The sequence below is a fragment of the Novosphingobium sp. genome, from assembly GCF_020852455.1.
In the GTDB taxonomy this organism is placed as follows: Bacteria; Pseudomonadota; Alphaproteobacteria; order Sphingomonadales; family Sphingomonadaceae; genus Novosphingobium.
On sequence record NZ_JADZAT010000017.1, the window covers coordinates 55,841 to 67,751 of the forward strand.

17 protein-coding genes are annotated in these 11,911 nt (G+C 63.7%); 6 read left to right on the plus strand and 11 right to left on the minus strand.

Annotation, left to right across the window (positions count from 1 at the left end; translation table 11 throughout):
* Positions 1-579 carry a J domain-containing protein gene (locus IT549_RS09310; protein WP_292972364.1) on the plus strand — a complete coding sequence of 193 codons (579 nt, stop codon included), beginning with the start codon at positions 1-3 and terminating at the stop codon, positions 577-579.
* Here IT549_RS09310 and IT549_RS09315 read toward each other — a convergent pair.
* The 10 genes from IT549_RS09315 to IT549_RS09360 all read right to left on the minus strand — a co-directional run bounded on the left by IT549_RS09315 (position 554) and on the right by IT549_RS09360 (position 5,940).
* The gene (locus tag IT549_RS09315) at positions 554-1,009 is read right to left on the minus strand and encodes a hypothetical protein (RefSeq protein WP_292972379.1); all 456 of its coding nucleotides are present in this window, start codon (positions 1,007-1,009) and stop codon (positions 554-556) included. The two genes, IT549_RS09310 and IT549_RS09315, sit on opposite strands and share 26 nt — an antisense overlap.
* Position 1,010: 1 nt before the next feature.
* On the minus strand, positions 1,011-1,451 hold the full coding sequence (locus tag IT549_RS09320; RefSeq protein WP_292972381.1) for an SRPBCC domain-containing protein: 441 nt from the start codon (positions 1,449-1,451) through the stop codon (positions 1,011-1,013).
* 13 nt (positions 1,452-1,464) lie between these two features.
* A complete protein-coding gene (locus IT549_RS09325; RefSeq protein ID WP_292972383.1) occupies positions 1,465-2,112 on the minus strand; it encodes a glutathione S-transferase family protein in 648 nt (215 codons plus the stop codon).
* A 4-nt stretch (positions 2,113-2,116) separates the two neighbouring features.
* Entirely contained in the window at positions 2,117-2,593 is a 477-nt protein-coding gene (locus IT549_RS09330; protein WP_292972386.1) for a VOC family protein, read from the minus strand.
* Positions 2,590-3,216, minus strand: coding sequence for a glutathione S-transferase family protein (locus IT549_RS09335; RefSeq protein WP_292972388.1), 627 nt, complete (start codon positions 3,214-3,216; stop codon positions 2,590-2,592). The genes IT549_RS09330 and IT549_RS09335 overlap by 4 nt, the downstream gene beginning before the upstream one ends.
* A 70-nt stretch (positions 3,217-3,286) precedes the next feature.
* On the minus strand, positions 3,287-4,072 hold the full coding sequence (locus tag IT549_RS09340) for a VOC family protein (RefSeq protein WP_292972390.1): 786 nt from the start codon (positions 4,070-4,072) through the stop codon (positions 3,287-3,289).
* A 9-nt stretch (positions 4,073-4,081) separates the two neighbouring features.
* Positions 4,082-4,453 carry a DUF1428 domain-containing protein gene (locus tag IT549_RS09345; RefSeq protein WP_292972393.1) on the minus strand — a complete coding sequence of 124 codons (372 nt, stop codon included), beginning with the start codon at positions 4,451-4,453 and terminating at the stop codon, positions 4,082-4,084.
* A gap of 13 nt (positions 4,454-4,466) precedes the next feature.
* Complete coding sequence (locus tag IT549_RS09350; RefSeq protein WP_292972396.1) at positions 4,467-4,856, minus strand: DUF1801 domain-containing protein; 390 nt, start codon at positions 4,854-4,856, stop codon at positions 4,467-4,469.
* Positions 4,857-4,858: 2 nt separating this feature from the next.
* Positions 4,859-5,281, minus strand: a complete 423-nt coding sequence (locus tag IT549_RS09355) for a VOC family protein (protein ID WP_365776692.1) — start codon at positions 5,279-5,281, stop codon at positions 4,859-4,861.
* Positions 5,282-5,310: 29 nt separating this feature from the next.
* Positions 5,311-5,940: a TetR/AcrR family transcriptional regulator gene (locus IT549_RS09360; RefSeq protein WP_292972401.1), complete on the minus strand. Its 630-nt coding sequence runs from the start codon at positions 5,938-5,940 to the stop codon at positions 5,311-5,313.
* A gap of 86 nt (positions 5,941-6,026) precedes the next feature.
* On the opposite strand from IT549_RS09360, the gene IT549_RS09365 reads away from it, so the two are divergent.
* The 5 genes from IT549_RS09365 to IT549_RS09385 all read left to right on the plus strand — a co-directional run bounded on the left by IT549_RS09365 (position 6,027) and on the right by IT549_RS09385 (position 11,053).
* Positions 6,027-7,697, plus strand: coding sequence for a diguanylate cyclase (locus tag IT549_RS09365; protein WP_292972403.1), 1,671 nt, complete (start codon positions 6,027-6,029; stop codon positions 7,695-7,697).
* A gap of 70 nt (positions 7,698-7,767) precedes the next feature.
* Positions 7,768-8,760 (plus strand): cobaltochelatase subunit CobS, encoded by a 993-nt coding sequence (cobS, locus tag IT549_RS09370; protein WP_292972405.1) that lies wholly within the window; start codon positions 7,768-7,770, stop codon positions 8,758-8,760.
* Entirely contained in the window at positions 8,757-9,455 is a 699-nt protein-coding gene (locus IT549_RS09375) for an energy transducer TonB (RefSeq protein WP_292972408.1), read from the plus strand. The genes cobS and IT549_RS09375 overlap by 4 nt, the downstream gene beginning before the upstream one ends.
* A gap of 8 nt (positions 9,456-9,463) precedes the next feature.
* The gene (locus tag IT549_RS09380; protein WP_292972410.1) at positions 9,464-10,048 is read left to right on the plus strand and encodes a thioredoxin family protein; all 585 of its coding nucleotides are present in this window, start codon (positions 9,464-9,466) and stop codon (positions 10,046-10,048) included.
* A gap of 114 nt (positions 10,049-10,162) precedes the next feature.
* Positions 10,163-11,053: a hypothetical protein gene (locus IT549_RS09385; protein WP_292972413.1), complete on the plus strand. Its 891-nt coding sequence runs from the start codon at positions 10,163-10,165 to the stop codon at positions 11,051-11,053.
* A 15-nt stretch (positions 11,054-11,068) separates the two neighbouring features.
* On the opposite strand, the gene IT549_RS09390 is transcribed toward IT549_RS09385, so the two are convergent.
* Positions 11,069-11,905 (minus strand): SDR family NAD(P)-dependent oxidoreductase, encoded by an 837-nt coding sequence (locus tag IT549_RS09390; protein WP_292972416.1) that lies wholly within the window; start codon positions 11,903-11,905, stop codon positions 11,069-11,071.
* Positions 11,906-11,911 lie beyond the last annotated feature (6 nt).

Sequence of the window (11,911 nt, forward strand, 5' to 3'; positions counted from 1 at the left end):
GTGAAGCAGGATCGATTTCATGGCCGGGTGCGGGATGCGCGGCGCCCCTGCGAATGGCCGGGCTGCCCCGCGCCGGGGGAGTTTCGCGCGCCTGGTTCAAACGGCGCCAGTTTTGATGGGCCGGGCCAATACCGCTGGTTCTGCCTCGATCATGTCCGCGAATTCAACGCCGGCTACGACTGGTTCGAGGGGATGAGCGCCGAAGAGATCATGGCCGCGCAGAACCCGATCCACGGCTGGGACCGGCAGACGCGGGCCTTTTCGCCCACCGCCGGGATCGATGCCGCGCCGCGCTGGGCCGATTTCAAGGATCCCTTGGAAGCGATCAGCGGCCGGGCGCGGGCCCGGCGTCCGGTCAGCCGCGCCGATGGCAAGGTGTTCACCCCCGACGAACGCCGCGCGCTCGAAGTGCTGGGACTGGAGATTGAGGCCGACCGCAAGGCGCTGCGCAAGCGCTACAGCGAACTGGTCCACGCGCTGCATCCCGATCGCAACGGCGGTGACCGATCGAGCGAAAAGCGGCTGCAGGCGGTGGTCGAGGCCTACCAGCTGCTCAGGAAGGCCGCGGCGTTCGCCTGACCAGGTAGAAGATCGGCAGGCCAACGAAGAACACGTGCGGGAACAGGCCGAGCGCCAGCTTGACCCGGTCCGGGTTAGGGAAGGGCGCGCCGAAGCGCAGGTGGAGCACGATCCCGTACATCACCGCGTAGAGGATCAGGCCATAGAGCGTGCCGGCCTTCCACGGCGCGACTTCGCCCAGCATGGTCTGCCGCGCCAGCCAGATCCCCACTGCGATCATCACGGCCATGATTGCGAAGTGGACGGCAAGGCCGGTGAGGCTACCGGCCAGGCCCCAGCCATCGGCGCCTGCACCAAACGGCCCGGCAGCGACCCCGCGCCACATCGCGGCGACATCGCCGTTGCCGCGCAGCAGCGTCAGTGCGCTGGCGTAGAGTGCGTCAAGCGTGCCGCACAGCAGCCACAGCTGCATGAACAGCCGACGCAACATCTCAGCCTGCCTCGCACAGCGCCTTGAACTGGTCGGCCATGATCCCCCAGCCTTCGTCGAAACCCATTTCGCGATGGTGCGCCATCGTTTCGGGTGTCCAGTGTCGGGCGCGGCCCGTATAGCGCGTGCCGGTGCCTTCGGGTGCGATTTCCCAGATGCCCAGCATGAAGGGGCCTGCGGGCTGCAAATCGCCCTCGATCGCGTCCGTCACGGCGATCCGGCGGCCTTCGTCCCATGCCAGGATAAACCCGGGATGCTCGTTCTTTTCTCCGTTGGGGCCATGCATCGTGGTGTGGGTCTTGCCACCCGGCTTGCGCTCACCCCAGTTGACCTCGGCCCGCCACGGCTTCGGGCACCACCACTCGTTGGTGCGCTCGGTCATCACCTGCCAGACTTTGTCCGGTGCGGCATCGATCAGGCGGGTAACGGAAAGCTCGTACATTCTTGGTCCTCTCTCAATCCCGGTCTGGCGCGCCGAGCGGGAAGAATTGACGATAGGGCCTGGCATCTTCGACGCAACGCGAAACTGCCGGCAGCGCCAGCAGGTGCGCGCGCCAGGCCTTGAGGCGCGGGTAGTGATCGGGGATCGGACAGACCCAGTCGGCATAGAACAGGCTGGGCGCAGCGGCGCATTCGACCAGGCTGATCGCCTCCGGCTGGCCATAGCCGGCCAGCCAGTGATCGATCCAGGCATAAGACCGATCAAGCCGCATCTCGACATCGGTGCGGGTGGCGGCGGACAGCGTGCCGGTGCGGATCGCTTCGGCCACGCTTTCCTGCATGATCGCCATCACATAGTTGTCGAACACCCGGTCCCACATCCGCACCTGCACCGCCTCGGCGGGATCGGCGGGCAGCAGCGGGGCCGGGCCGGGGTGATGGAGATGGAGGTGTTCGACGATCGCGGTCGCCTCGAACACCACTGCCTCACCATCGACCAGCACCGGGAACTTGCCCTGCGGACTGGCAGCGGCGACGAACTTGGTGTGCACTTCGGCATCCGGGCCGAGTTCGGCAAATTCGAACGCGGTCCCATTGGCATAGAGCGCGATCAGTACCTTCCAGGTGTAGCTGGAAAAGGGGTGGCCATAGAGCCTGAGCATGACGTTAGCCCGCCATCGCTGCTTCGATCGCGGCAATGTCGATCTTCTTCATCGTCATCATCGCCTCGAACGCGCGCTTCTGTGCGGCAGGATCAGGGTGCGACATCCAGCGGGTCAGCGCGTGCGGGGTGATCTGCCAGCTGATCCCCCACCTGTCCTTGCACCAGCCGAACATGCTTTCCGCGCCGCCATCCGCGACGATCGCATTCCACAGCCGGTCGGTTTCGGCCTGGTCATCGGTGTGGACCTGAATCGAGAAGGCCTCGCTGTGCTTGAACATCGGCCCGCCGTTGAGCAGGATCGCGGGCATCCCCAGCAGCGTCATTTCAACCACCAGCACCGCGCCTTCACTGGTCGATGGGTTGCTGGCCGGAGCGCGATTGACCTTGCCGATCGCGGTTTCGGGAAAGGTCGCGGCATAAAAGGCGGCGGCCGCTTCTGCCGCCCCATCATACCACAGGCACAGGGTCGCCTTGCTCATTTCCGTTGCTCTTGGATCAGGGCGTTGTCGATGCTTTTGGCGGCCTTGTAGGCATCGCGTGCCTGCAGCCGTTCGGTATAGGCAACAAACGCCGGGCGCGGGGGAATTGATCCGAAAGTCAGCCCCCAGTCGATCTGGCTGCCGACATAGACGTCGGCCATGGTGAACCGCTCGCCGCAGGTGAAGGCATGGTCCGAGAAATGGCCTTCCAAAGCATCGAGGACCCGCTCGTAGCTGCCAAAGCCGACCATGCCCTGCCGGTCGGCGGGCACTTCCCAGCCCATCGAGCGGCCGACCACCGCTTGCTCGACCGGCCCGGCAGCGAAGAACAACCAGCGGTAATAGTCCGCAGCCTCGTCCTCCAGCGGGGCAAGGCCGGCCTCTGGGTGGACATGGCCAAGATAGGCGCAGATCGCCGCGCATTCGGTCACCACCCGTTCACCGCCGGGGGTGTGGTGGACGATTGTCGGTACCTTGCCCATCGGATTGGCCGCCAGCAGCGCTGCGGGCTTGTCGGCCCAGTCAACCAGCACCTGATCGTAATCGGCGCCCGCTTCGTGCAGGGCCCAGCGCGCGATCTGGCCGCGGCTCATCGGATTGGTGAAGAAGGTGTAGGCAGCCATGGATCAACTCCGCATGCAAAATGGAACAAATGTTGAACATGCGCTTTGCGTCAGGCCTGGTCAAGCCTTGCTAACGCGGGCCTACCAGACTGAACAAGGCGCCCTGCGGATCGACGCCCTGCACGACCCACAGTGGCCCCGGAACCTCATGCGGGCCGTTGACGATCTGACCGCCGGCAGCCTCGATCCGGCCTTTCGCGGCCTCGATCCCGTCAACCCAGAAATAGTGGCACCACAGCGGCGCGGGCACCGCTTCGGGCCTGGCCATGATCGCGCCGACCATCACCCCGTCATGGGCGATGAACTGGTATGTGCCCATCGGGCCCATGTCCATCGGATCGGGCAGGGTCCAGCCGAACTGGCCGGTGTAGAACCCGATCGCGTTCTGCTGGTTGCCGGCCAGCAGCTCGTTCCAGCCGCAATGGCCGGGGTTGGGCAGGGCGGCAAAGCTCGTGCTCTCGCCGCCGCCGGGGGTCGGGGTCGGGGTCATGACATAGAACGGCGCACCGCAGCAGTCGGCCATCATGGCGATGCGGCCGGCCATCTGCACGTCTCGGGCTGGCATCAGCACCTTGCCGCCCGACGCCTCGATCGCGGCAACGCTGGCATCGACATCATCGACCCCGACATAGCCCAGCCAGCAGGGCCGTGCGCCGTTGGCGGTCATGTCGCCGGTCAATTCCAGCACCCCGCCGATCATCGCGCCATCAGCGGCGGTGATGAAGCCGTAACCGTTGGTTTCGGGCGTGCCGGCGGCCATCGACCAGCCGACCACCGCGTCATAGAAGGCCTTTGCCCCCGCCACGTCGGGGGTCATCAGTTCATACCAGATCCAGCTGCCTTGCAGGGTGGCCATCGGTCTATCCTATTTCTCGAGGTGCACGACGGGACGGAACCCGCCGAAAATCATGCGCTTGCCGTTAAACGGGACCGGGTTCTTGTCCTGGTCCATCCGCGGGTCAGGATTGTCCGGCTCCATCATCCTGGCCATGGCCGCGTCGCGCGTTTCCTTGTCGGGCCATTCGACCCAGGCGAAAACCACGTCCTCATCGGGTTCTGCCTTTACCGCCATGCGAAAGTCGGTGACCGTGCCGTCCGGCACCTCATCGGCCCAGCACTCCAGAATGCGGGTCGCGCCGAGTTCGATGAACATCGAATCGGTGTAGTTGGCGAATTCGATGAAGCGCTGTTTGTTGCCCTTGGGAACGGGCAGGACAAACCCGTCAACATAACTCATTGTCTTCTCCCGATCACAACAGGCGCTCAAGCACACCCTTACGTTTGACGATATTCTTGTAATCCCACTGGATTTCGCGTGACTTTTGGAGCCAGCGGCGCAGGTCTTCGATCTCGATTTCTCCGGCATGCCCGAATCGCGCCTCGGCAGCCTTGAACTTGCCCTCTGGCTTGAGATCTGGCTCGGAAAAATCCTGCCCACTCCAGAACAAGAGGCGCACATCACCCTTCAGTTTCGAATACCCGACAATCGGATTCCCGGCCAGGAACCAGACAGGGTGGGCATGCCAGACTTTGCCTTCGGCATCGGGCAGCGCGGCTTCGATCTCGGCCCGCAGGGCTTCGCAGATTGCCTGATCTACAGTAGTCAGACTGCGATGGTAGGCGACGATCGGGTCGGTCACGGTCAGGCGCTCGCTTCCGAAATTTGCGCATCGCCCGCAGCCACCGCCGGATCCATCCAGAACGGTTCCCAGATGTGGCCGTCTGGATCGGCGATCGTGCGCTGGTACATGAAGCCGTGATCTTCAGGCGGATTGACATCGGCCCTGCCGCCAGCGGCCGCGCCAGCCTCGACCAGTCGGGTTACTTCAGCCCTGTCATCGCAGGCAAGCGCCAGCGAAACCTCGCTGGATCCCGGCGGGCAGATCGGCCGCGAGGTAAAGCTGCTCCACTTGGCGTGGGTCAACAGCATGACATAGATCGCATCAGACCAGACCATGCAGGCGCCGTTCTCGTCAGAGAACTTCGGATTGTTGGTGAAACCCAGCGCGGCATAGAACCGCATTGCCCGTGGCAGGTTCGCCACCGGCAGGTTCACGAATATCATGCGGCTCACGGCCATTCTCCCAATTTGTTTTAATTCAGTGGTTTAAGAAGAATTTCGAAATATCGGCGCAAGTGGCCAAGCTCTTCGCGGGCGGTCTCGGCTGCGCTTTCGCCACCTTCGGTCTTGGCCAGTATGAAGGTGCCCTGGAGAACCGCCTGAACATGCCGGGCCAGGCTGGCGGCTGTCACGCCCTTTGCGCCGCTGCGGGCAAGGGCTGCGGCCAGGTCCTGTTCCAGTGCGGCGGCGTTGCCCATAATGCTGGCCTGGCAGGCAGCGCGGATCGGATCGCTGGTCAGGAACGCTTCCTGCACCATGGTCCCGGCAACGCAGCTGAAGCTTTCGACCGGTCCCGCCAGCAGGGCGATTCTGAGGTCGATGTAGCCCAGCACCCGGTCGAGCGGATCGGGCAGGTGATGGAACGGCGCGCTGGCAAAAAATGCGCCGGTGCTGGCCGACCAGTACTGCGCCAGCGCCACACCCAGCGCCTCCTTCGACTCAAAGTGGTGAAAGAACGCCCCCTTGGTGACCCCGGCCCGGGCGCACAGCTGATCCACCGACGTAGCCGAAAATCCCTGTTTTCGAACCAGATAGACCCCGGCTTCGAGCAGCTTGTCACGCGCTGAAACCGGCGCCGGGCGGAAGGGCTGATTCGGGATCATGCCCAACAACATACCGACCGGTTGGTATGTTGACAAGATCGGCGCGCGTTAACGCCTAATTGTCCTTGGCGGACTATGATCGATCCATGGGGGCTCTCCGCAGGATCCTGATCAGGCTGTGCCTGGCGCTGTCACTCGCTTTCGTTGCGAGCGCACCGGCGCGGGCTGCGACGCCGGTCGAAACCTGTATTGCCCCGCTTTCCGAAAACCGCGCACTGTTGCCGCACTTTGACTGCGAGGGATCGCAGAGCCGCTACGGATCGGGCGATTTTGCTGTCCAGCTGCGGTTCGCGCCGCAGGTTTCGCAAGCCGCAGATCCGCTGATCCTGCGCACCACCAGCGTCTGGCAGCAGTCTCAACGGATCGTGTTTCGCTATGCTGATGGCACCACCGTGACCCATCGGTTCAGTTCGGCCCAAGCTGCACAATTTCTGAGTATCGGGGCGATCTTCGAATTTCCGGTCCCGGCCCGGCCTGCCGCGCTCGAAGGCGCCTACATCGAGGTTACTGGCAGCGCCAACTGGCGCGGAGTGGTGCTGGGCGCAGAATTGATGAAGCGCAGCGAGGCGGACCGGCTCGAGGATTGGCTGATTGCGCTTTATGCCGGGTTTGCCGGTCTTTCGTTTGCCTTGCTTGGCTATAACCTGGCGCTGTGGCGCGCGCTGCGCCATCGTTTCCAGCTGACCTATTGCGCAATGGTCGGTTCGCTGGCGGCCTACACTTTCACCTCCAGTGCGGTGGTGATGATGGTCTTTCCCTGGCTCGACAACAACGACCGCTTGCGGATCAACTATATCCTGCTGTCGCTGGCAGCGATTTGCGGACTTCGGTTCCTGCAGGACTTCTTCGGGCCGCGTGTGATCTCGGCGCGGCTGCGACGGCTGGTGGCAATTGCTTCGATTGCCAGCCTGCTGACCGCATTGGCCTTTGCCGTGCTGGCGCCGACCTACGGCCGCCTGCTCGACAAGCTCTATTTCGTTTCGGGCGGCGCCCTGCTGGTCTTGCTATTCCCGGTGATCTGGTCGGCCTGGCGGGCGCGGGTGCATTACTTCTGGCTGTTCATGCTTGCCTGGTCGGCACCGATCGGGGTGTCGATCTTGCGGTCGGCTCATGGCCTGGGTCTGATTGGCTACAGCTTCTGGCTCGACAATGGCAACATGATCGCGCTTTCGATCGAATCGGTGCTCTCGACAATGCTGATCGTTGGCCGCCTGCGCGATCTGGCGCGCGAACGCGATCAGGCCCGGGCGAGCGAGCAATCGGCACTGCGGCTGGCCAATTCCGATCCTTTGACAGGGCTGCTCAACCGGCGCGCGTTCATCCACAAGGCCGTCGGTCGGGCGGCGGCGCATCGCCTGTTTCTGGTCGATATCGATCACTTCAAGGCGATCAACGACCGGCTGGGCCACGATGCCGGTGACGATGTGCTGCGTGCGGTTGCCGAAGTGCTGCAGGACTGCCGCCCGCCCGAAAGCCTGGCCGTGCGATTGGGCGGAGAGGAATTCGCGCTGCTGGTGCCCTTGCAGCACCAGCGCGATTGTCCGCCCGAACGCATCCTTGCTGCGATCCGCGCCAAGGCCATGCCGCTTGATTGGAAGGTTACAGTCAGTCTGGGCTTTGCCGATGGCAAGGTTTCCAGCGAAGAGGACTGGAAACGGCTGTACCGACTGGCCGATGCCGCGCTCTACCGTGCCAAGGCCGATGGCCGCGACCGGGCCTGCCGTGCGACCGACTTTGCCGCTGTGGGCGCCGCCTGACCATTCTGGTCGCGAAATGCAACCAATCCATATTGCGCCGCCGCCTCGTGCCGTATAGGCGGGGCGGGTCATGACCGATATTCCGAACATCCAGCTCGATACCAGCGGCCACACGATCCTGCCCGCGCCCGACACCGAAGTCGATGTGCGCGAGATGTTCGGGATCGATATCGACATGAAGGTTCCGGCCTTCAGCCAGCCCGACGAACGCACGCCCGATGTGGACGAGGCCTATGTCTTCGATCCGGATACCACGCTGGCGATCCTGGCCGGCTTTGCCTTCAACCGGCGGGTGATCGTCCAGGGCTATCACGGCACCGGCAAATCGACCCATATCGAACAGGTTGCCGCGCGGCTGAACTGGCCTTGCGTGCGGATCAACCTGGACGCGCACATCAGCCGTATCGACCTGATCGGGCGCGATGCGATCGTGCTGCGCGATGGGCTGCAGGTCACCGAATTCCGCGAAGGGCTGCTGCCCTGGGCGTTGCAGCACCCGGTGGCGCTGGTGTTCGACGAATACGACGCGGGCCGGCCCGACGTGATGTTCGTGATCCAGCGCGTGCTGGAAACCGAAGGAAAGCTGACCCTGCTTGACCAGAACCGGGTGATCCGCCCGAACAAGTTCTTCCGCCTGTTCGCCACCGCCAACACGGTGGGGCTGGGCGATACCTCGGGCCTGTACCACGGCACCCAGGCGATCAACCAGGCACAGATGGACCGCTGGAACATCGTCGTCGCGCTCAATTATCTGCCTGCCCAGGTGGAGAGCGAGATCGTGCTCAAGAAGGTGACGGACACGGCACCCGAACTGGTTGCCAATATGGTCAAGGTCGCGGACCTTACCCGCCACGGCTTTATCAACGGCGATATCTCGACCGTGATGAGCCCGCGCACCGTGATCACCTGGGCGCAGAACACCGCGATCTTCAAGGATCCCGGTTTCGCCTTCCGGCTCTCGTTCCTCAACAAGTGTGACGAGACCGAGCGGATGCTGGTGGCTGAATACTACCAGCGGGTGTTCGGCACCGACCTGCCCGAGAGCGTGGTGGCCAAGGGGTGAAGACGCGCCTGGCGCTGATCGCCCTGGCGCTCGCTCTGCCGACCGCGCGGCCCGCGCTGGCGCAGGATCCGGCCGCTTCGCCGGCCAAGCCTGCGCCGCTACCCGCACCGCCCAGGATTACCCGGCCCAAAACGCTTGAAACGCCGAAGTTCGTGTTCCCGGAAGAGGCACTGGCGCAGGGCCATCATGGGACGCCGGTTCATGCGGTCACGCTCAACCCTGACGGTTCGATCCGCGAGATCAAGCTGATTACCTCCTCGCGCTCCGCCGTGCTCGACAAGGCGGCGGGCGATCTGCTGGCCGGAACGAAATTTTCGCCCGCACTCGATGCGGCGGGCAAGCCGATCGAATACACTTTCCGCGCCCCGGTCGAATTTGAGCGGTGGACAGACGATGGCAAGGGCGGCAACCTGCTGACTTATCGCTGCGCCGATTTCGTTCGTGAGAACCAGTGGTGGGAAACCGCCTATGCGGATACGCCCAAGGCCAAGCCTTCCCTGCGCGAAGTGCTGGTCGGCCTGAGGTTCGTCACCAACCCCGCCGCCCGCACTGCCGATGGCCTCAAGAACCTGATCGCGCAGTCGGACAAGGAATGGAACAAGGCGATTTCGAAATGCCGTGCCAAGCCGGACCAGCTGGTGATCGACCAGTTCGAGCAGAAGGAAGTTCTGAAGCGACTGGCACAGACGAAGTGAGCAGAGCCATGACCCAATCGGCAAAAATCGTTACAGCAATTGTTGCCGGCCTGATGGCGTCTGGCCAGACCGCGCCCAAGCCGGCCGCCGCTCCTGAGCCGGCGGCCAAACCGGCGCCTGCCATCACCGTCGCGCCGGCTGCGTCCGCGCCGCAGATCATGACCAATTACTATCGCCGCGATGCCAATGCCGCTGCGCAGGTTGAAGGCGCGGTGGCCGAGGCCAAGGCTGGCGGGCGCCAGGCAATCCTGGTGTTCGGGGCAGACTGGTGCAGTGACAGCACCGCGCTGGCTGCAGTGCTGACTTCCGACATGTTCAAGGGCTACCTTGGCAATCGCTACAGCGTGACCTTCATCGACGTGAACCGCCCGACCAAGGGCGATGGACGCAACCAGGACCTGATAGCTCGCTACGGGATCGAGAAGATGACCGGGACTCCCGAAGTGCTGGTGATCGGCAAGGATGGCAAACCGATCAATTCGATCGAGGATGCCCACAGTTGGCGCAATGCCGGGGATCGCCCAATCCTGTCGATCATGCGGTATTTCTACGATCTCAAACCCGCCGCGAGCGCGCCCGCAAAGGCCAATTAGGACAGGTACTTGCAATTGCTGTCTTGGCCGAAGTAGTGCTGGCGGCAATTCAGGGATCAATCGGGGCGCGCTATGAAATTCTTTTGTCGGACCAGAACGCTTGTCGCCGTCGCGGTGAGCGCATCTTTGCTTGCACCGTCCAGTTCGGCAATAGCTGCGGCGGGGGATCCGCAAAAGTTTGACGTCACCCTGACCGGACTGGTGGTTGAACCCGACGGTAAATCGCTCCCGGTCGGCGAAGAGCGCGAGGTCAAGGAGCACGACGTGATCGCGCAGGGCAAGCTCAGCTGGTTTGCCACAGCCAAGCTGGAAGCACCGGCAACAGTGCACGCGGTTGACACCGATTTCCCGGTTGCCAAGGAGACCACGCTGCGCCTGGCGGCCAGTGCAACCGGCGGAGATCTGGCCACACTGGGGCGCGGTGCGATCACCTATTGCGACGAATTGCGGACTGACCGGCTGAAGGCGCTCGGCCAGCTGGCCACGCTGGGGCTGTCGGCATTGGGATCCCGGCTGGCCAAGGAGATGCAGGTCTGTCTGGTTGACGGCGATGCCAACGGCGACTTCGAAAAGGGGTTCATCGTCGGCACGAAGAAGGCGCCCGATCGGCACATGGTCGATGTGACGCCGGTCAAGTACACCGTGACTCGGTTCGATCCGGTGGCGGGCGACAGCTATCTGCAGGTCCGCTTCTATGATGGCGGCGTGCTGTCTGGGCCCAGCCTGGGCCTGGTGCTGCGGATCAATGGCGGCAACGTGGGTTTCGCCGCGCTCCACATGTTTGAACTGAATCGCTTCGGCCTGGCCGGGCGGATGCGCGTCCTGCCGTATCAGGGCTTCAAGGAAAAGAAACTGCCCCAGCTGCTTGGCTTTGGCCCAACCCGGATCAGGGTTCTGGCCTTCGACAAGGCCCGCAAGGTCGGCACGGTCAAGCTTGAGCGGGACTGGACCCGCTCAGGCTTCGTGATCCAGTACCCGCCGCAGGTGGTCTACATCTATTACTAATCCGGACTAGCCCGCCTAGAGGATGAAATGATCGCCCGCAGCGCGGACCGTGATCTCACCCAGCGACACCCCCCAGGGCTGGTTGATTGCGTACACGACCGCGTCAGCGATGTGCTCGGGCGCCAGGCTGGCATAGTCGATATTTTCGGGATCAAGCCGTGCAGGGGGGAAGGTCCCGGCCTGCAACTCGGCCACCATCGCCATGAAATCCGGCGCGTTCTGGCCCAGAATGCCGACACTGGCCGCCGGATTGACCACGCTGGCTGACAGGCCGGTGGCGGGAACGCCGGTGGGCTTGATCGTGGTGACCTTGATCTTGCCGCGCGATTCAAGCCGGAGGCTTTCGCCCAGCGTGTTCACCGCGGCCTTGCTGGCGCCATAGACCGCCGCACCCACCACCGGGAAGTTGCCATAGATCGAACTGATGTTGATCACCTGGCCGCGGCCTTGCGCGATCATCGGATCATAGGCCGCGACCATGCCGTTGAGCACGCCCTTGATGTTGATGTCGATGCAGCGAAGCCAGGCCGGATGGGCGGCTTCGTGATCGGCAAAGAAGGCCAGTGGCATGATCCCGGCATTGTTGACCATCACGTCGATCCGGCCGAACCGGTCAACCGCTGCCTTGACCAGCGCCTTGCACTGATCGGGCTGGGTCACGTCGGTTGCGAGCGCCTGGGCCTGGCCACCGCCGTCACGAATGGCCGCAGCGGCAGCCTCGGCAGCAGCCCCGTCGATATCACCAAGGGTGATCGCCGCGCCCAGCCGGGCGCACCTTTCGGCCACCAGTTTCCCAAACCCGCCGCCACCGCCGGTGATGACGATCGACTTGCCTTCCACGTGATTGCTCATCCTGTC

Excerpts from the sequence above, each read along its gene's own strand:
- IT549_RS09315 (WP_292972379.1), bottom strand. The coding sequence starts at position 1,009 with ATGTTGCGTCGGCTGTTCATGCAGCTGTGGCTGCTGTGCGGCACGCTT.
- IT549_RS09320 (WP_292972381.1), bottom strand. The coding sequence starts at position 1,451 with ATGTACGAGCTTTCCGTTACCCGCCTGATCGATGCCGCACCGGACAAA.
- IT549_RS09325 (WP_292972383.1), bottom strand. The coding sequence starts at position 2,112 with ATGCTCAGGCTCTATGGCCACCCCTTTTCCAGCTACACCTGGAAGGTA.
- IT549_RS09330 (WP_292972386.1), bottom strand. The coding sequence starts at position 2,593 with ATGAGCAAGGCGACCCTGTGCCTGTGGTATGATGGGGCGGCAGAAGCG.
- IT549_RS09335 (WP_292972388.1), bottom strand. The coding sequence starts at position 3,216 with ATGGCTGCCTACACCTTCTTCACCAATCCGATGAGCCGCGGCCAGATC.
- IT549_RS09340 (WP_292972390.1), bottom strand. The coding sequence starts at position 4,072 with ATGGCCACCCTGCAAGGCAGCTGGATCTGGTATGAACTGATGACCCCC.
- IT549_RS09345 (WP_292972393.1), bottom strand. The coding sequence starts at position 4,453 with ATGAGTTATGTTGACGGGTTTGTCCTGCCCGTTCCCAAGGGCAACAAA.
- IT549_RS09355 (WP_365776692.1), bottom strand. The coding sequence starts at position 5,281 with ATGATATTCGTGAACCTGCCGGTGGCGAACCTGCCACGGGCAATGCGG.
- IT549_RS09360 (WP_292972401.1), bottom strand. The coding sequence starts at position 5,940 with ATGATCCCGAATCAGCCCTTCCGCCCGGCGCCGGTTTCAGCGCGTGAC.
- IT549_RS09365 (WP_292972403.1), top strand. The coding sequence starts at position 6,027 with ATGGGGGCTCTCCGCAGGATCCTGATCAGGCTGTGCCTGGCGCTGTCA.
- cobS (WP_292972405.1), top strand. The coding sequence starts at position 7,768 with ATGACCGATATTCCGAACATCCAGCTCGATACCAGCGGCCACACGATC.
- IT549_RS09380 (WP_292972410.1), top strand. The coding sequence starts at position 9,464 with ATGACCCAATCGGCAAAAATCGTTACAGCAATTGTTGCCGGCCTGATG.
- IT549_RS09390 (WP_292972416.1), bottom strand. The coding sequence starts at position 11,905 with ATGAGCAATCACGTGGAAGGCAAGTCGATCGTCATCACCGGCGGTGGC.